15 protein-coding genes are annotated in these 17,948 nt (G+C 73.3%); 8 read left to right on the top strand and 7 right to left on the bottom strand.

Features of this window, described 5'->3' with window-relative positions:
* Positions 1-44: 44 nt before the first annotated feature.
* From ACFV0T_RS04695 to ACFV0T_RS04685, 3 genes are read left to right on the top strand one after another with little or no spacing between them, the layout of a single operon-like run.
* Positions 45-1,481 carry a S8/S53 family peptidase gene (locus ACFV0T_RS04695; protein WP_385774392.1) on the top strand — a complete coding sequence of 479 codons (1,437 nt, stop codon included), beginning with the start codon at positions 45-47 and terminating at the stop codon, positions 1,479-1,481.
* Positions 1,482-1,516: 35 nt separating this feature from the next.
* Positions 1,517-2,116, top strand: a complete 600-nt coding sequence (locus tag ACFV0T_RS04690) for an RNA polymerase sigma factor (protein WP_385774390.1) — start codon at positions 1,517-1,519, stop codon at positions 2,114-2,116.
* A 14-nt stretch (positions 2,117-2,130) separates the two neighbouring features.
* A complete protein-coding gene (locus ACFV0T_RS04685) occupies positions 2,131-2,643 on the top strand; it encodes a hypothetical protein (protein WP_385774539.1) in 513 nt (170 codons plus the stop codon).
* Between the two features lie 230 nt (positions 2,644-2,873).
* On the opposite strand, the gene ACFV0T_RS04680 is transcribed toward ACFV0T_RS04685, so the two are convergent.
* Positions 2,874-3,671 carry an N-formylglutamate amidohydrolase gene (locus tag ACFV0T_RS04680; protein WP_385774388.1) on the bottom strand — a complete coding sequence of 266 codons (798 nt, stop codon included), beginning with the start codon at positions 3,669-3,671 and terminating at the stop codon, positions 2,874-2,876.
* Between the two features lie 82 nt (positions 3,672-3,753).
* Here ACFV0T_RS04680 and ACFV0T_RS04675 point away from each other — a divergent pair, with 82 nt between their 5' ends.
* Positions 3,754-4,095, top strand: coding sequence for a DUF5713 family protein (locus ACFV0T_RS04675; protein WP_385774386.1), 342 nt, complete (start codon positions 3,754-3,756; stop codon positions 4,093-4,095).
* Positions 4,096-4,193: 98 nt separating this feature from the next.
* Here the strand turns inward: ACFV0T_RS04675 and ACFV0T_RS04670 are convergent, their stop codons facing one another.
* The 4 genes from ACFV0T_RS04670 to ACFV0T_RS04655 all read right to left on the bottom strand — a co-directional run bounded on the left by ACFV0T_RS04670 (position 4,194) and on the right by ACFV0T_RS04655 (position 10,560).
* Complete coding sequence (locus ACFV0T_RS04670; protein WP_385774384.1) at positions 4,194-6,413, bottom strand: NADP-dependent isocitrate dehydrogenase; 2,220 nt, start codon at positions 6,411-6,413, stop codon at positions 4,194-4,196.
* Positions 6,414-6,622: 209 nt separating this feature from the next.
* Positions 6,623-7,714 carry a mechanosensitive ion channel family protein gene (locus tag ACFV0T_RS04665; RefSeq protein WP_385774381.1) on the bottom strand — a complete coding sequence of 364 codons (1,092 nt, stop codon included), beginning with the start codon at positions 7,712-7,714 and terminating at the stop codon, positions 6,623-6,625.
* Between the two features lie 202 nt (positions 7,715-7,916).
* Positions 7,917-9,497 carry an amino acid permease gene (locus ACFV0T_RS04660; protein ID WP_385774379.1) on the bottom strand — a complete coding sequence of 527 codons (1,581 nt, stop codon included), beginning with the start codon at positions 9,495-9,497 and terminating at the stop codon, positions 7,917-7,919.
* A 79-nt stretch (positions 9,498-9,576) separates the two neighbouring features.
* Positions 9,577-10,560, bottom strand: a complete 984-nt coding sequence (locus ACFV0T_RS04655) for a hypothetical protein (protein WP_385774377.1) — start codon at positions 10,558-10,560, stop codon at positions 9,577-9,579.
* 298 nt (positions 10,561-10,858) lie between these two features.
* Between ACFV0T_RS04655 and ACFV0T_RS04650 the strand changes: the two genes are divergently transcribed.
* From ACFV0T_RS04650 to ACFV0T_RS04640, 3 genes are read left to right on the top strand one after another with little or no spacing between them, the layout of a single operon-like run.
* Positions 10,859-12,298 carry an FGGY family carbohydrate kinase gene (locus ACFV0T_RS04650; protein WP_385774375.1) on the top strand — a complete coding sequence of 480 codons (1,440 nt, stop codon included), beginning with the start codon at positions 10,859-10,861 and terminating at the stop codon, positions 12,296-12,298.
* The gene (locus ACFV0T_RS04645; RefSeq protein WP_385774373.1) at positions 12,295-13,698 is read left to right on the top strand and encodes an FAD-dependent oxidoreductase; all 1,404 of its coding nucleotides are present in this window, start codon (positions 12,295-12,297) and stop codon (positions 13,696-13,698) included. The genes ACFV0T_RS04650 and ACFV0T_RS04645 overlap by 4 nt, the downstream gene beginning before the upstream one ends.
* The gene (locus ACFV0T_RS04640; RefSeq protein ID WP_385774371.1) at positions 13,695-14,918 is read left to right on the top strand and encodes an NAD(P)/FAD-dependent oxidoreductase; all 1,224 of its coding nucleotides are present in this window, start codon (positions 13,695-13,697) and stop codon (positions 14,916-14,918) included. Before ACFV0T_RS04645 ends, ACFV0T_RS04640 begins: the two co-directional genes overlap by 4 nt.
* Positions 14,919-15,034: 116 nt before the next feature.
* On the opposite strand, the gene ACFV0T_RS04635 is transcribed toward ACFV0T_RS04640, so the two are convergent.
* On the bottom strand, positions 15,035-15,799 hold the full coding sequence (locus tag ACFV0T_RS04635) for a crotonase/enoyl-CoA hydratase family protein (RefSeq protein WP_385774369.1): 765 nt from the start codon (positions 15,797-15,799) through the stop codon (positions 15,035-15,037).
* A 59-nt stretch (positions 15,800-15,858) separates the two neighbouring features.
* Here ACFV0T_RS04635 and ACFV0T_RS04630 point away from each other — a divergent pair, with 59 nt between their 5' ends.
* Positions 15,859-16,602 carry an SDR family oxidoreductase gene (locus tag ACFV0T_RS04630; RefSeq protein ID WP_385774367.1) on the top strand — a complete coding sequence of 248 codons (744 nt, stop codon included), beginning with the start codon at positions 15,859-15,861 and terminating at the stop codon, positions 16,600-16,602.
* A gap of 376 nt (positions 16,603-16,978) precedes the next feature.
* On the opposite strand, the gene ACFV0T_RS04625 is transcribed toward ACFV0T_RS04630, so the two are convergent.
* Positions 16,979-17,911 carry a YbhN family protein gene (locus tag ACFV0T_RS04625; RefSeq protein ID WP_385774365.1) on the bottom strand — a complete coding sequence of 311 codons (933 nt, stop codon included), beginning with the start codon at positions 17,909-17,911 and terminating at the stop codon, positions 16,979-16,981.
* Between the last annotated feature and the right edge of the window lie 37 nt (positions 17,912-17,948).

Here is a 17,948-nt window from a genome sequence, read left to right as displayed (position 1 = left end):
CCGCGGCTCTGATTGACGACCACCGCCTCAGTGGGAGGACACGCATGGCACCTCAGCGATTCCACGAGCAGTTCGACCAGATCCAGCGCTCGCTTCCCGATGTCCCCCTCGCGCTGGGTCCGGACGACTCCGCCGAGTTCATCTACGAGAAGGGCGTCGTGCTCGCCCGCGACGGCGAGGAGGCACGGGTCGTCGAGGACGCCGTGCGCACGCACTTCACCGACACTGCCGGCCTGGTCGCGGACGATGTGCGTCGCGCGGGCCCGCAGACCAACCGCTCCGGCATCACCCGGATCCAGGTCGGTGACCCCGGACAGGGCGACCGGCGCGGCGACCTCGCGGTGGCGGGCGCCCTGCGCGCCCTGCGGGAGGCGGAGGGCCGCGCGGGCCGCCGTCTGGTCAGCCGCAACCACGTCGTGTCCATCGCGGTCAACGCCTGCCCCGGCGACGAGCCGGTGCCCGCCCCGCTCACGCAGGCGCCCAACCCGGCGGCGGCCGAGACGGCCTACGAGCAGGGCACCGCCGTCGGCGTCCTGGTGATCGACACCGGCCTGATGCACGACCACCGGTCGTACCCGCTGCTCGCGCACACCGCCGGCGACGCACAGCTCCAGGAGACCGACGACCAGGGCGTCCTCCAGCAGTACGTCGGCCATGGCACGTTCATCGCCGGACTCCTCGCCGCCGTCGCGCCCAACACCGACATCACCGTCCGCAACACGCTCAACGACGCGGGCGCCATCCTGGAGTCCGACTTCGGCGAGGCGCTCTTCGCGGCCGTCGACCGCGACGGCTGGCCCGACATCATCAGCCTCTCCGCCGGCACCTCCAACGGCCGCACCGACGGCCTGCTCGGCGTGGAGGCCTTCATGCAGGAACTGCGCGGCGAGCGCACCCTGTTGGTCGCCGCGGCCGGCAACAACGCCAGCGCCACCCCCTTCTGGCCCGCCGCCTACGCCGCCCTGCCCGAGTACGAGAACACCGTGCTGTCGGTCGGAGCGCTGCGCGGCGACGGCGAGTTCGGCGCCTGCTTCAGCAACCACGGCTCCTGGGTGCGGGTCTACGCCCCCGGCGAGCGCCTCACCAGCTCCCTCACCGGCTTCGACGCGCCCGTCCCGTACGTGTACCGGCACTCCACCTACGATGCCTGCCGCTACGGCTTCACCTACTCCTGCACCTGCCAGTCGCCCCGGCACACCGGGATGCTGAGCGAGGAGCGGGAGAGCAGCGCGGGCAAGCCCGACCAGGTGATGTTCGAGGGGTTCGCGCAGTGGAGCGGCACCTCCTTCGCCACCCCGGTCGCCGCCGGTCTGATCGCCTCGTACATGACCGCCAACAAGGAGTCCGACGCGCGCGCCGCCCGTCAGCAACTGCTCGCGGCGAACACCGAGTTCGCGGAGGTGCGCGGGGCGCACGTGCCGGCGCTGCGGCCGCCCACGTGGCGCCCGGTGCCGGTCGTGCAGCCCGCTCCTCCGGCATGAGGGCCGGAAGTGCCCCTTCCACGGCGTACGATGACATGCCGTACACGAGGGGTGGGGCCGTGGACCGTACAGATGTCGGCGCGCTCGTCCGGTCGGCCGTCGACGGTGACGCGGCTGCCTGGAAGGCGCTCGTGGAGGGGCTGAGCCCACTGGTGTGGTCCGTGGTGCGGGCCCACCGGCTCTCCGACGCCGACGGGCACGAGGTGTACCAGACCGTGTGGTTCCGCTTCGCCCAGCACCTGGGGCGGATCCGCGAGCCGGAGAAGGCCGGCTCCTGGCTGGCCAGCACCGCGCGCCACGAGTGCCTGAAGGTCATCAAGAGCCTGCGGCGGCTGACCCCGACCGACGATCCGCAACTGCTGGACCGGGTCAGTGAGGACCGGACGCCGGAGCAGTCGGTCCTCGACTCGGAGGAGGCCGCCGCCGAGAGCGAGCGCGTCCGGCGGCTGTGGCAGGAGTTCGAGGAACTCGGGGACCGCTGTCGGCAGTTGCTGCGCATCCTGATGGCCGCGCAGCCGCCCAGCTACCAGGAGGTGTCCGCGGCGCTGGGCATCGCCGTCGGCAGCATCGGACCGCTGCGCCAGCGCTGTCTGCGGCGCCTGCGGGCCCGACTCGACGCACGGGGAGCACTGTGAGCGACATGAGCGACATGAGCGACACGAACGGCAGGAACGACTCGGGCGACGACGTCTTCGACGAGGACGCCTACGACGACGGCATGGACGCCGAGCTCGACTGCGACCGTCTGGAGGAGGAGCTCCGGCAGGCCGCCGCCATCCTCGACCCGGTGCCGGCCGAGCTGTACCGGATCGCGGTGGAGGCGTACGCGCTGCACGACTTCGACGCGCGGGTCGCCGAGCTGACCTTCGACTCGCTGACCGACGCCATTCCGGTCAGGGGAGTGGACGACCCGCCCCGGATGCTGACCTTCCGCACGGGTGAGCTGACCGTGGACGTGGAGGTTTCCGCCGAGGGCCTGATGGGGCAGGTGCTGCCACCGCAGACGGCCCGCGTCGAGGTGCTCAGCGGTCCGCAGTCGGCCGCCCCGCTCACCGCCGACGACCTGGGCCGCTTCGCCTGCGAGGCGCCCCCGTCCGGCCCGTTCGCGCTGCGGCTGCGGACCGGCGGCGAGGTGGTCGTCACGGAATGGCTGCGCGCCTGAGACATGGGCGGGCCAGTGCGCGGTGCTCGAGACGCGGGCCCGTCGGCCTGCGCTGCTTGAGACGCAGGGCCGCCGGCCTGCGGTGCTGAGGCGCAGGGCCGCCGGCCTGCGGTGCTGAGGCGCGGCACGCTGCTCCGTGGCGCCCGGCGCGTGTCACATCGGCCCGCGGCGCCTCAAGTGCCGCGGGCCCGCGAGTCCGTGGCGCCTGAGGCCCGGCACTCCGGTTCGGGTCAGCGTGGGACCGCGTCGACGAGGGCGGCCAGCGCGGCGGCGAGCCGGGTCAGTCCCGCTCCCGCCGGGCCGCCCGGCTCGGTCATGTACGTGTCCCTGCGGATCTCCACCATGAGAGCGCTCACCCGCGCGTCCTTGCCGTAGAACTCCAGCGGCACGTACGTCCCGCCGAACGGGCTGTCGAGCCCCGTCCCCCCGCACCCCGAGAACGCCTCCCGCGCCGCCGCCAGCAGCCCGGGCGGGGTGTGGAAGGGGTCGGTGCCCAGGCATACCGGCGGTCGCGGCCCCGCGCCGTGCAGCTCGTAGGGGAGCCGCTCGGTCGGGTACGAGTGCACGTCGATGATCACGGCCCGCCCCACGGCGGACAGCCGCTCCGCCACGGCCCGCGTCACGGCACGCGCGTACGGACGGAAGTAGCGCTCGACCAACGGCTCCGGGTCGGTGTCCGCGGCCCGCAGCGCGTCCCGGTGCGTGGTCCGCGTGTACACCGCGCCCATCCCCACGGCGAGCATCTCCTCGCGCTCGTCCGGGAACCGCTCCGGGTCGACGACGAGCCGGGAGAGCCGGTTGACGAACCGCCAGGGGGGTACGGCGGCCGCCTCGGCCGCCTCGGCGGCGAGCCGCGCGGTGTGCGCGTCGGTGAGGTGGTCCAGCTCCCGTTCCAGCGCCGGGTCGTCGAGCAGGATCCCGGCACGCACCGCGGCCGGTATCTCCCGTGCGGAGTGCGGCACATGGAGGAGGACGGGCGAGTCGTCGGCGCCGGGCAGCAGCTCGAAGGAGGGTGCGGCGAGGGTCATGCGGCGGCTCCGGGGGCGTTGTCAGTGGCGTGGTGCACGATCAAGGTGTCACATCGAACGCCGAGGAAGGGCGGGCAGCGGCATGCCGGTCGGCAACGAGCAGGTGAGCACCCACGCGTTTCTGCGGGGCCTGTACGCGGACGACTACTACCCGGACCACGTGCTGGACCGGGGCAAGGCGGTCCTGCTGACTCTGTGCGAGCGCATCGAGAGCGAGCGCCCCGCCGACCTGACCGCGCTCTACGCCCTCACCCACGCCGCCACCGAGGAGTTCAACGACCTGGAGGCGGAGTTCGAGGCCGCCGACAGCGAGATCGAGACGGTGGCGCGCGAGGAGATGGCCGAGGACTTCGCGTTCGTCGCCCGGGCCTACGGCTTCACCGGCGCCGACGTGGAGGAACTCATCGCCCCACGGGACTGGTGACGGTCGCCCGTGTGGTCGCGGGGGGACACGGCTGCGCCCCGGTCTGGTGATGTCGACCGGGGCGCAGCCGTGAGCCGGTGGGCCTGGGGCCCGGTGCGTCAGCTGAGGGACGCGAGCGCCTCGTTCCAGGTGGCGGACGGGCGCATGACCGCGGCGGCCTTGGCCGGGTCGGGCTGGTAGTAGCCGCCGATGTCGGCCGGCCGGCCCTGGACGGCGTTCAGCTCGTCGACGATGCGCTGCTCGTTCGTGGCGAGCGTCTCGGCGAGCGCGGCGAAGGCCTTGGCCAGGTCCGCGTCGTCGGTCTGCGCGGCCAGCTCCTGCGCCCAGTACAGGGACAGGAAGAAGTGGCTGCCACGGTTGTCGATGCCGCCGACGCGACGGGTCGGGGACTTGTCCTCGTTGAGGAAGGTCGCCGTGGCGCGGTCGAGGGTGTCGGCGAGGACCTGGGCACGGGCGTTGCCCGTGGTCTTCGCGTACTGCTCGAGGGACGGCACGAGCGCGAAGAACTCGCCCAGCGAGTCCCAGCGCAGGTAGTTCTCCTTGACCAGCTGCTGGACGTGCTTCGGCGCGCTGCCGCCGGCGCCCGTCTCGAACAGGCCGCCGCCCGCCATCAGCGGGACCACCGACAGCATCTTGGCGCTGGTGCCCAGCTCCAGGATCGGGAACAGGTCGGTGAGGTAGTCGCGCAGCACGTTGCCGGTGACGGAGATCGTGTCCTCGCCGCGGCGGATGCGCTCGACCGACAGCTTGGTCGCCTCGACCGGGTTGAGGATCCGGATGTCCAGGCCCTCGGTGTCGTGCTCCGCGAGGTAGGCGTGGACCTTGGCGATCAGGTTGGCGTCGTGCGCGCGGGTCTCGTCCAGCCAGAACACGGCCGGGCTGCCGGTGGCGCGGGCCCGGGTGACGGCCAGCTTCACCCAGTCCTTGATCGGGGCGTCCTTGGTCTGGCAGGCGCGGAAGATGTCGCCGGCGGAGACCGTCTGCTCGATCACCACGTTGCCCGCCTGGTCCACGAGGCGGACCGTGCCGGTGGTCGGGATCTCGAAGGTCTTGTCGTGGCTGCCGTACTCCTCGGCCTTCTGCGCCATCAGACCGACGTTCGGGACCGAGCCCATCGTCGACGGGTCGTAGGCGCCGTGGGCGCGGCAGTCCTCGATCACGGCCTGGTAGACACCGGCGTACGAGGAGTCCGGCAGCACCGCGAGGGTGTCGGCCTCCTGGCCGTCCGGGCCCCACATGTGACCGGAGGTGCGGATCATGGCCGGCATCGAGGCGTCGACGATCACGTCGGACGGCACGTGCAGGTTGGTGATGCCCTTGTCGGAGTCGACCATGGCCAGCGCCGGGCCCTCGGCGAGCTCGGCGTCGAAGGAGGCCTTGATGTCGGCGCCCTCGGGCAGGGACTCCAGGCCCTTGTAGATGCCGCCCAGACCGTCGTTCGGGGTCAGGCCGGCCGAGGCGAGCGCCTCGCCGTGGCGCGCGAACGTCTTCGGGAAGAAGGCGCGCACCACGTGACCGAAGATGATCGGGTCGGAGACCTTCATCATCGTGGCCTTGAGGTGCACGGAGAACAGCACGTCCTCCGCCTTGGCCCGGGCGATCTGCGCCGTGAGGAACTCGCGCAGCGGCGCCACGTGCATGACCGAGGCGTCGACGACCTCGCCCTCGCGGACCGGTACCGACTCGCGCAGCACGGTGGTGGAGCCGTCGTCGCCGACCAGCTCGATCCGCAGCGCGCCCGCCTCGGAGATCACGGCGGACTTCTCGGTGGAGCGGAAGTCGTCGACACCCATCGTGGCGACGTTCGTCTTCGAGTCGGCCGACCAGGCGCCCATGCGGTGCGGGTGGGTCTTGGCGTAGTTCTTGACCGACGCCGGGGCGCGGCGGTCGGAGTTGCCCTCACGCAGGACCGGGTTCACGGCGGAGCCCTTGACCTTGTCGTAGCGGGCCTGGATCTCCCGCTCCTCGTCGGTCTTCGGGTCGTCCGGGTAGTCCGGGAGCGCGTAGCCCTGCGCCTGGAGCTCGGCGACCGCGGCCTTCAGCTGCGGGATCGACGCCGAGACGTTCGGCAGCTTGATGATGTTGGCCTCGGGCGTCTTGGCCAGCTCACCGAGCTCCGCCAGCGCGTCCGGGATGCGCTGGTCCTCGGCCAGGTACTCCGGGAACACGGCGATGAGGCGACCGGCCAGCGAGATGTCGCGCGTCTCCACGTCGACACCCGCCTGCGCGGCGTACGCCCGGACCACCGGCAGGAAGGAATACGTCGCCAGGGCCGGGGCCTCGTCAGTGTGCGTATAGATGATGGTCGAGTCAGTCACCGGTGCTCCGCTCCACGTCTGCAACATTGCTCGACATCAAGATATCTCCTGAGCGTCCTCGGCTCGACAGGGGTCCGCCCGGTGCGGCGCCCCACCGGGCGAGCGAGGCGCCGGAATCATCCGAATGTGAACAGTTGTGCGAAATGTGGAGCGGTTGTCTCCGAGACCGTCTCCGGGCCGCCTCCCCGGCCGCCTCCCCGGTCGCCCCCTCAGGGAGCGGTGACGTCCGCCTGTACGACGCCGTCCCCGGTGCGCTGCTGCGGGATCACCACCGTCCCCTGCTGCAACGCGACCGTCCGCGTCGGCGCCGGGATCCGGATGCCCTCCTCGCGGTAGCGCTTGTGCAGCCGCTTCACGAACTCGTGCTTGATCCGGAACTGGTCGCTGAACTCGCCCACGCCCAGGATCACCGTGAAACCGATGCGCGAGTCGCCGAAGGTGTGGAAGCGGATCGCCGGCTCGTGCTCGGGCAGGGCTCCGGCGATCTCGGTCATCGTGTCGGCGACGACCTCCAGGGTCACCCGCTCCACCTCGTCGAGATCGCTGTCGTAGGCGACCCCCACCTGGACCAGGATCGTCAACTGCTGCTCGGGACGCATGAAGTTGGTCATGTTCGACTTGGCGAGCTCGCCGTTGGGGATGACGATCAGGTTGTTGGACAGCGCGCGGACCGTCGTCTGACGCCAGTTGATGTCCTCGACGTACCCCTCCTCACCGCTGCTCAGCCTGATGTAGTCGCCGGGCTGCACGGTCTTGGAGGCGAGGATGTGGATGCCCGCGAAGAGGTTGGCCAGGGTGTCCTGAAGCGCCAGCGCGACGGCCAGACCGCCGACGCCGAGGGCGGTCAGCAGCGGCGCTATGGAGATGCCCAGCGTCTGCAGCACCACCAGGAAGCCGATGGCCAGCACCAGGATCCGGGTGATGTTGACGAAGATCGTGGCGGAACCGGCGACACCGGAGCGGGACTGCGTGACCGACTGCACCAGCCCGGCGATCACCCGGGCCGCCGACACCGTCACGACGAAGATGAGCAGCACCGTCAGGCTCTGGTTGACGGTCCGCTGGACGGTTCTGGTCAGCGGCAGCACCGCGCCCGCGGCGGCCGCGCCGCCGGCGATCGCGGACCAGGGGATGACGGTCCGCAGGGCGTCCACGACGACGTCGTCGCCGCTCCAGCGGGTGCGCTTGGCGTGCTTGGCCAGCCAGCGCAGCACCGTGCGCGACAGGAAGGCCGCCAGCAGGCCGGCCGCCACGGCGATTCCGGCGAGGATGAGGTCGTCGAGGGTCAGCGCGCGGTTCACCGGTCACCTCCGGTGGGACGGTGCGCGGCGCCTGGGGCCGCCGACGGCCGGCTGTGATGTCTCGTCACGTTGTCACCTGCTCGATTTGCGGGATGTGCGGTCGCGCCGGCCCCGTACGGGACGACGATGCCGGGCGCGACCGCTCATCCTGCCGTATCCGGCACGGCAGTTCGTACCAGGAGCGGCGGACCGAATGCGCCGGTCAGACGATTCCCTCGGCCAGTTCGGCCTGTTCGCGGTCGGAGCCGTACGCGGCGGTCGTGGGCGTTCCGTACGAACGGCGGGCGACGAACCACCACACCGTGGCGAGGACCAGTACGACGGCGAGGGCCACGGACGCGTAGTTCATCGTGTCCACCGTCACCGGCGACGACTGCGGCAGGCAGAACAGCACCGTCACACAGGCCACCCACACCACCGCGATCCAGCCGATCGGCCTGCTCCACCGGCCCAGGTGCCACGGGCCCGGCTGGAAACGGTCGCCCGCGCGCAGCCGCAGCAGGACGGGGATGGCGTACGCCGGGGTGATGCCGATGACGTTGATGGCCGTGACGGCGCCGTACGCGGTCGCCGAGTACAGCGACGGCAGCGCGAGGAGGCCGGCCACCACCACCGACAGCCACACGGCCGCGACCGGGGTCTGGGTACGGCTGCTGACCCGGCGCCAGAGGTCGGACCCGGGCAGCGCCTTGTCCCGGCTGAACGCGAACACCATCCGGCTGGCCGCGGCGACCTCGGCGTTCCCGCAGAACAGCTGGGCGATGATCACGACGATCAGCAGGGCGCTCGCGCCGTCCGTGCCGAGCCCGTCGAGCAGGATCTGCGCGGGCGGCACCCCGGTCTCGCTGGCCCGGGTGGCGTCGTAGTCCTGGATGGCGAACGTGAGACCGGCGAGCAGGACGAATCCGGCCAGCCACGACACCCAGATGGAGCGGACGATGCCGCGTGCCGCCGCCACCGAGGCGTTGGAGGTCTCCTCCGACAGATGGGCGGAGGCGTCGTAGCCGGAGAAGGTGTACTGGGCGAGCAGCAGGCCGATCGCGGCCACGTACAGGGGGTTGTCCCAGCCGGTGTCGTTGACGAACTTCGTGAACACGAAGGACGGCGACCGGTGGTGGTCGGGGACGATCGCCAGCGCGCCGACGATCAGGGCGACGCCGGCCAGGTGCCACCAGACGCTGATCGAGTTGAGCACGCTGACCAGCCGCACCCCGAACAGGTTCAGCACGGCGTGCAGCAGCAGGATCGCGACGAAGATCAGCATCGTCTTGCCGGGCGTCGGCTCGAAGCCCCACTGGAGGTTGGCGAAGGCCCCGGCGAACAGCGCCGCGCCGTAGTCGATGCCGGCGATCGCGCCGAGCAGGCCGAGCAGATTCAGCCAGCCCGTGTACCAGCCCCAGCGTCGGCCGCCGAGCCGGTCGGCCATGTAGTACAGGGCGCCGGACGTCGGATACGCGCTGGTCACCTCGGCCAGCGCGAGCCCCACGCACAGCACGAACAGGCCGACTCCGGCCCAGCCCCACAGCATCACGGCGGGGCCGCCGGCGCCCATGCCGAACCCGTACAGGGTCATGCAGCCGGACAGGATCGAGATCACCGAGAAGCTGATCGCGAAGTTGCCGAAGCCGCCCATGCGGCGGGCGAGCACCGGGCGGTAGCCGAGTTCGCGCAGCCGCTGTTCCTCGTCGTGCGGACTGTGCGGAGTCTGCGCGCCCTCAAGGGAACTGTCGAGGGAACTCTCCGCGGCCAGGGGCGGATCGGACGGATCAGAGGTGCGGGACATACGGAACCTCCGTAGGGAGAGGGGTGATCGGGGAACGTCGGTGGGGGGAGCGTCGGGCGGGAGCATCAGGCGGGGGTTGTCAGTCGGGGTCGTGTGCGGCGGCCCGGGAGCGGGTCCGGGCCTGGAGGAAGATCTCCACGCCCCCGCCGCCCTCCGAGGCGCGATACGCCCAGGGCACGGGCGTGTAGTACGGCCCGAGCGCCTCGAACACCCGGGCCGCGTCCGGGAACCGGAGCGCGCCCCACAGGGCGTGCGCCAGCTGGTTGAGGTCCAGCGGGGAACGCTCGTCGGCGTCGGTCCGCTCGAACCAGGAGAGCAGCGCCCGGTGCGCCTCGCGGGTGGCGTCCTCCGCCACCCAGTGCAGGTCCAGCGCGGCGTCGCGGCCGCCGCCGCGCCGGTAGCGCTCGGCCCGGACGTACAGCGGCAGCAGGTGCAGCGCCGAGCCCGGCGGCGCGGCACCGGCGGCCCGCTGCGCGTAGTCGGTCGCCTCGGCCAGTCGCTCCGAGGCCGCGTGCTGGTACAGGAACTGGAGCATGCGGTGGTGGGCCTCGCGGTTGTGCGGGTCGCGCCGGTCGGCCTCGGCCAGCAGGCCCCACGGGCCCGGCGGCAGCGTCGGCTCGGGCGCCGCCACCCGGTGCTCGTCCCACAGCCGCCGCCGGTCCAACTGGGCGAGCGACAGCAGGCACACCCACGGGACCGGGTCCGGCGGAGCGGCGTCGGCGGCGGTCCTGCTCGCGTCCCAGGCCTCGATCCACAGCTCGTGGGCCCGGCGGTGGCCCTCGCGGTGCGCCCGCAGGGCCCGCTCCACGGCGACCCTGGCATGCATCACCGTGGCCGGGACGCTGGACGGCTCCTCGGCGAGCCAGGCCCGCACCACGTCGGTACCGGCGGCAGCGGTCGCCAGCACCTGTGTGCGCTGCGTCCACTGCCACCACGCCGTGGTCTCGGCGAGCAGCCCGCGCATCGACATCCACCGCCCGGTGCGCAGCTCCTGGAGGGCGGCGCGCAGCGCGGAGTCGTGGCCCGCGGGGTCGTAGGAGGGCCGGGCTCCTTCTCTGGCCATCAGCCGACCGTCCTCGGACCAGGGCGGGGCAGGACGGCAAGGTGGAGTAACAACAGCCCTCCTCCGGGCGGCAGGTCGAGGAGATCGCCGGGACGGCGGTCACTATAGAGGCGGCTGTTCCGCATCACCCGCGCTTTCTCGATCGTCTCGAACTTCGTTATGTGGAACGGAAGTTGACTGTTCCTCAGCCAGCGAACGACGAGGTGGCGCGGGGGCCGCCGCCGCTTGACGCGGTACCGGCGGCGACGGCAGGCTGTCGGGCTGTGATCACTTCCGGATCACTCGGGGAAGGGGCGCGATGACAGGTCCGGTGCTCGCCGTCGACCAGGGCACGTCCGGAACCAAGGCGCTGGTGATCTGCCCCGAACGCGGCGTCATCGGCACCGGGTTCACCGCCGTACACCCCCGTCATCTGCCCGGCGGCCTGGTCGAGGTCGACCCCGGCGAGCTCTACGCCTCGGTGGTCGAGGCGGGGACGCGCGCACTGGCCGAGGCGGGGGAGCCCGTCACGGCCCTCGGCCTCGCCAACCAGGGCGAGACGGTGCTCGCCTGGGATCCGGGAAGCGGCCGCCCGCTGACCGACGCACTCGTCTGGCAGGACCGCCGCGCCGACTCGGTCTGCGCCGAACTGGCCCAGCACGCAGATGAGTTGCGTGACCTCACCGGCCTGCCCCTCGATCCGTACTTCGCCGCGCCCAAGATGGCCTGGATACGACGGCACCTCACCCGCGAGGGAGTCGTCACCACCAGCGACGCCTGGCTCGTGCACCGCCTCACCGGCGCCTACGTCACCGACGCCGCGACCGCCGGCCGTACCCAGCTCCTCGACCTCGACCTCACCACCTGGTCGCCGCGCGCCCTCGACCTGTACGGGCTGTCCGGCGAACGGCTCCCGGACGTCGTCGACAACGCCGTGCCCGTCGGCACCACCACCGCCTTCGGCCCCGAGATCCCGCTCACCGGCCTCGTCGTCGACCAGCAGGCCGCCCTGCTCGCCCAACGCGTCACCGCGCCCGGCGGCGCCAAGTGCACCTACGGCACCGGCGCGTTCCTCCTCGCCCACACCGGTGACACCCCGGTGCGCGGCACCTCAGGACTGGTCAGCTGTGTCGCCTGGCGCCTGGCCGGACGCACCGGCTACTGCCTCGACGGGCAGGTCTACACGGCCGCCTCCGCCGTCCGCTGGCTCACCGGCCTCGGCGTCATCACCGGTGCCGCCGACCTCGACCGGGTGGGCGGCACGGTCCCCGACACCGGCGGCGTCACCTTCGTACCGGCGCTGGCCGGCCTCGCCGCCCCCTGGTGGCGGGGCGACGTCCGCGGCTCGCTCAGCGGGCTCGGTCTCGACACCGGCCCCGGACACGTGGTGCGCGCCCTGTGCGAGGGCCTCGCCGCCCAGGTGACCGCGCTCGCCGAGGCCGCCGCGACCGACCAGGGTGCCCCGCTCACCGAGCTGCGCGTCGACGGCGGCCTCACCCGTTCCGCCCTGCTCATGCAGACCCAGGCCGACCTGCTGCAACGGCCCGTGGAGGTCTCCGCGCTGCCCGACGCGACCGCCCTGGGCACCGGTGCGCTGGCCCAGCTCGGCGCCACCCCCGGGCTGACCGTCGCCGACGCCCTGCCCGACTGGAAGCCCGCCGCCGTGTACGAACCGCGCATCACCGCCGACGAGGCGGCCGAACGCCGCGCCGCCTTCCACACCGCCGTGAGCACCCTCCTCGACGAAGCACCCGCGTGACGGTCACCACGCGGGGCCCCCTGCCCGCGACGACGTACGACGTCGCGGTCGTCGGGGCCGGGGTCGTAGGGTGTGCGATCGCCCGGGAGCTCGCCCGGCACCCCGCGCTGCGGGTCGCGCTCGTCGAGGCGCAGGACGACGTCGGCCAGGGCACGTCCAAGGCCAACACCGCGATCCTGCACACCGGTTTCGACGCGGTCCCCGGTTCCCTGGAGGCGCGCCTCGTCCGCGAGGGCGCGCGGCTGCTGGCCGCGTACGCCGCCGAGTCCGGCATCCCCGTCGAACCGGTCGGCGCGCTGCTCGTCGCCTGGGACGAGGAACAGCTCGCCGCCCTGCCCCGCCTCGCGGACAAGGCCGAGCGCAACGACTACCACGCGGCCCGGCTGCTGGATGCCGCCGAACTGTACGCCCGCGAGCCGCGACTCGGCCCCGGCGCGCTGGGCGCCCTGCACGTGCCCGGCGAGAGCATCGTCTGCCCCTGGACGACGACCCTCGCCTACGCCACCCAGGCGGTCCGGCACGGTGTCGACCTCCACCTCAACACCCGTGTGGAGCAGGTGAACCGGCGGGACGGCGTCCACGTCCTCAGTACCCCCCGGGGCGAACTGCGCGCCCGCAGGCTGGTCAACGCGGCCGGTCTGCACGCCGACACCCTCGACCGTATGCTCGGCCACCACGACTTCACGGTCACCCCGCGCCGGGGCCAGCTCGTCGTCTTCGACAAGCCCGCCCGCGACCTGGTCCGCCACATCCTGCTGCCCGTCCCCACCGCGCTCGGCAAGGGAGTCCTGGTCGCCCCCACCGTCTACGGCAACGTGCTGCTCGGCCCCACCGCCGAGGACCTGGACGACAGACGGGCCACCGGTTCGACCGCCGAGGCGCTCACGCGGCTGCGCGAGAAGGGGCGCCGCATCCTGCCCGAGCTGACGGCCGAGGAGGTCACCGCCGTCTACGCGGGCCTGCGCGCCGCCACCGAGCACGACGACTACCGCATCCGCGCACACCCCGGGCAGGCGTACGTCACCGTCGGCGGCATCCGCTCCACCGGGCTGACGGCGTCCCTCGCCATCGCCGCGCACGTCGTCGAGCTGCTCGTCGCCGACGGGCTCGACCCCGCCCCGGCGCGGGAACTGGAGCCGGTCCGCATGCCCAACCTCGGCGAGGCGTTCCCGCGCCCCTACCAGCGGCCCGAACTCATCGCCGCCGACCCGGAGTACGGCACGCTCGTCTGCCACTGCGAACGGGTCTCGCGCGGCGAGATCCGAGACGCCCTGGCCGCCACGATCCCCCCGCGCAGCCTCGACGGACTGCGCCGCCGCACCCGGGCGCGGGCGGGCCGCTGCCAGGGGTTCTACTGCGGGGCGACGGTCCGGGCGCTGTTCGAGGAGGCCCGCTCGTGACGGCCGTACGCCCGGTCGACGTCCTCGTCGTCGGAGCCGGGCCCGCCGGGCTCGCGGCGGCCGCCCGGCTCGCCGCGGCGGGCGCGGGCCGGGTCGAGGTGCTGGAGCGCGAACTACAGGCCGGGGGAGTACCCCGGCACTGCGCGCACGGCGGATACGGCACCTGGCTGCACCCGCTCACCGGCCCGCGGTACGCGCGCCTGCTCACGGAGGCGGCCACCGGCACCGGAGCCCACGTCCGCACCGGCGTGACGGCTCTCGACTGGGGCGGACCGCTCTCCCTGCACACGGTCGGCCCCGGCGGCCGGGAGATAATCGCGGCGCGGGCGGTCGTCCTGGCCACCGGTGCCCGCGAACGCCCGCGCGCCGCACGGCTGGTGCCCGGCACCCGCCCCGCCGGCGTGTACACCACCGGCGAACTCCAGCAGGCGGTGCACCTGTACGGGCAGCACATCGGCACACGCGCGGTGGTGGTGGGCGCGCAGGACGTCTCGTACGCGGCCGCCGCCACCGTACGGGCCGCCGGAGCCGACGTCGTCGCCCTGGTGACCGACCTGCCGCGCGCCCAGACGGCGCGGGCACGCGCCGCCGACTCCCGGCTGCGGCACCGCGTCCCCCTGCTGACCGACACCTCGGTCACCGAACTCGTCGGACACGGACGCCTGTCGGGTGTCCGCGTCCGGCACCGGGACGGCCGTACGACCACGCTCGCCTGCGACACGGTCGTCTTCACCGGCGACTTCGTCCCCGACCACGAACTGGCCCGGCGCGGCGGACTGTTGTTGGACCCCGGCACCCGAGGTCCGGCCGTCGACGGCACGCTGCACACCTCACGGCCGGGCGTGTTCGCCGTCGGCAGTGTGCTGCACGCCGTGGAGAGCGCGGCGACCGCGGTCCGCGAGGGCGCGCACGCGGCGGCCGAGGTCCGCAGGTGGCTCGCGGCGGGCGAGCGGCCCGACGGCGTGCCCCTGCTCGTGACCCCGCCCCTGCGCTGGATCGCACCGAACCGCGTCACCCCGGCCGACCGCACCCCGTACGTCCTGCGTACCTCGGCCGTCCTCACCCGCCCGGTCCTGCACGTCACCCAGGACGGCCGGCTGCTGCACACCGAGTCCCCGCGGATCCGTACGGTCCTGCCGAACCGCCCGCTTCCCCTGACCGCGGCCTGGACCCGTCGGGTCGATCCGAAGGGCGGCCCGGTGCGAGTGTCGACCGCCTGACCGCCTGACCGCCTGACCGCCTGACCGCCTGACCGCCTGACCGCCTGACCGCCTGACCGCCTGACCGCCTGACCGCCTGACCGCCTGACTGCGTGACCGCGTGACGGCCCGATCGCCTACTGGCCGTCGAACGACCCGTGCCGCCCCGCGCCCCCGGCGAAGCGCGCCGCGCCCGCCAGTCCCTCCTCCAACACGCCCATGCCGTGGCGGAGTTCACCGCGCAGGGCCGCCGTCTCGTCCAGGCCTTCCTGGTCGAGGACCGAGGCCCGGTCGCCGCGCAGGCATGCCTGGGGGAAGCCGGCGATCGCCGCGGCCAGCTCCTCGGCCTCGGCGCGCGCGGTGCCGGTGGGAACCACCCGGTTCGCGAGCCCCATCTCGTACGCCTCCCGGGCCGGGACCGGGCGGCCCGTGAGGATCAGGTCCAGGGCGCGGCTCGTACCGATCAGCCGGGGCAGCCGTACGGTGCCGCCGTCGATGAGCGGCACGCCCCAGCGGCGGCAGAAGACCCCGAACACGGCGTCCTCCTCGGCCACCCGCAGATCGCACCAGAGCGCCAGCTCCAGCCCCCCGGCCACGGCGTGCCCCGCGACGGCGGCGATCACCGGCTTGGACAGCCGCATCCTGGTCGGACCCATCGGCCCGTCGCCGTCCTCGGCCACCCGGTTGCCGCGGCCGCCGCCCATCGCCTTGAGGTCGGCCCCCGCGCAGAACGTACCGCCCTCACCCCACAGCACCGCCACCCGCGCCTCCTCGTCCGCCTCGAACTCCCGGAAGGCGGCGGCTAGTTCATCGGCCGTCGGGCCGTCCACCGCGTTGCGCACCTCGGGGCGGGAGAGCACGACAGTGGTGACGGGTCCCCGGCGTTCTGTCCGGATCGGCATGGTGGAATCCCCTTCTGTACGACGAGACGTCTGGGACGAGTTACTCACAGGAGTTCCCGATGGCAGGACGACGCTCCGCCGGTACCGCCGGTACCGCCGGTACCGGAACACCGCCCGTCGCCGTGGTCACCGGCGCCAACCGCGGCATCGGCCACGAGGTGGTACGCCGGCTAGCGGAGCGCGGCGCCCATCACGTCGTCCTGGGTTCCCGCGACCTCGCCAAGGGCGAGGCCGCCGCCCGGCGCATCGACCCCGGCGGCCGGCGGGTGACCGCCGTCCAGCTCGACGTCGCCGACGACGCGAGCGTCGCCGCCATGGCCGACCGGGTGACCCGCGACCTCGGCCGCGTCGACGTCGTCGTCAACAACGCGGCGATCCTCTACGACACCTGGGCGCAGGCCCGTTCGGCCGACCTGGACGAGGTGCACCGGGCCATGGAGACCAACCTCTTCGGTGCCTGGCGGGTCACCCAGGCGCTGCTGCCGCTGCTCCGGCGCAGTCCGCATCCCCGGGTGGTCAACGTCAGCAGCGAGGGCGGTTCGCTGGCCGGGATGACCGGAGGCACGCCCGCCTACAGCGTCTCCAAGGCCGCGCTCAACGCCCTCACCCGGCTCCTGGCCGGAGAGCTGCGCCGGCACGGGGTTCTGGTGAACGCCGTCTGTCCGGGCTGGACCGCCACGGACATGGGCGGCGGCGGCCGCCCCGTGCCCGAGGGCGCGGCCGGGGTCGTCTGGGCGGCCACACTCCCCGACGACGGCCCGAACGGCGGCTTCTTCCGGGACGGCAAGCCCGTGCCGTGGTGACGCGTGGGCCGCGTGGGCCGCCGTGGGCCGCGCCGGGAATCGTGACCAGCCGTAGCCCGACGGGAGCGCCGGGACAGGGGTCCGCCGCAGCCACCCCCGGGGATGCGCCGGGATCGTGAGCCACCGCGAGCCCACGGGATGTGCCGGGATCGTGATCAGCCGAAGCCCGGCCTGGCCCGGCCCGACGCGCCGGGATCGTGACCGGCTGTGGTTCCGCGGGACGCACCGGGATCTTGATCCGCCAAGGCCTGGCCCGACGTGCCGGGATGGTGATCCGCCGAAGCCCCGCCCCACGCGCCGGGATCGTGATCCGCCGCAGCTCCGACGAACGCGCCGGGATCGTGATCCGCCGTAGCCCCACGGTACGCGTCGGGGGTCAGATCACCTTCAGTCGCACCAGCGCGCCCAGCGTCAACGCGCCCGGCAGCAACGGCAGCCACACCGTGATGATCCGGTACGCCAGGACCACCGCCGTGGCCAGCGCCACCGGCCCGCCCGCCGCGACCAGCGCCACGATCAGGGCCGCCTCGACCGAGCCGAGTCCGCCCGGCGTGGGCACCAGGGCCACGGCGACGGTCGCCGCGAGATACGCCAGCGCGATGTGCGTGGGCGGCACCGGCAGCCCCAGCGCCTGTCCCACCGCCGCCAGACCGGCGGCCTGGAGCGCGGGGAACGCCAGCGAACCGCCCCACAGGGCGAACGCGCGCGACGGACGGGTGTGCACCGAGCGCGCCTCGCCCAGCGCGGTGCGCAGGAAGGAGAACACCGCCGCCCGCAGCCGCCGTACCAGCGCGAGCACGCCCACGGCCACCACCACGACGCCGCCGACACCCCACAGCAGCGGGCCGAACGCCGCGTGCGGCAGCAGCGTGCCGACCCGCAGCGCGTGCGGGAAGGCGAGGAGCAGGGCGGTCAGCAGGCCCAGCCGGCCCACGGACTCGGCGAGCAGGTACAGCGCGAGGGCGGCCGAGGAGCGGGCCAGCGGCACCCCGCACACCGTCATGAAGCGCAGGTTGACGGCGCTCGCGCCCAGCCCGGTGGGCAGCAGGTGGTTGGCCGCGCCCGCCGCGAACTGGGTGGCGAGCAGCCGCCGCTTGGGCAGCCGCTCGACCACCGCGCCCTGCCGGGTGAAGGCCGCGGCGACCCAGGTCAGACAGGTGGCGGCGGCCGCGGCCAGCAGCCAGGGCCACTCGGCGCCCCTGAGATGGCCGAAGCCCTCGGCGAGCACCGACCGGTGCCGGACCGCGACCACGCCGAGGATCAGCAGCGGGAGCAGGCACAGAATCTTGCGGACGGGGACGCGTGTCACATTGGGAGAGGGTTTCCGCACCACGTCAACGAGGGGT

The sequence above is a fragment of the Streptomyces sp. NPDC059582 genome (assembly GCF_042735715.1).
Classification (GTDB): domain Bacteria; phylum Actinomycetota; class Actinomycetes; order Streptomycetales; family Streptomycetaceae; genus Streptomyces.
The sequence above is the reverse complement of the archived record's forward strand: the minus strand, read 5'-3'. Positions and strand labels throughout refer to the sequence as shown.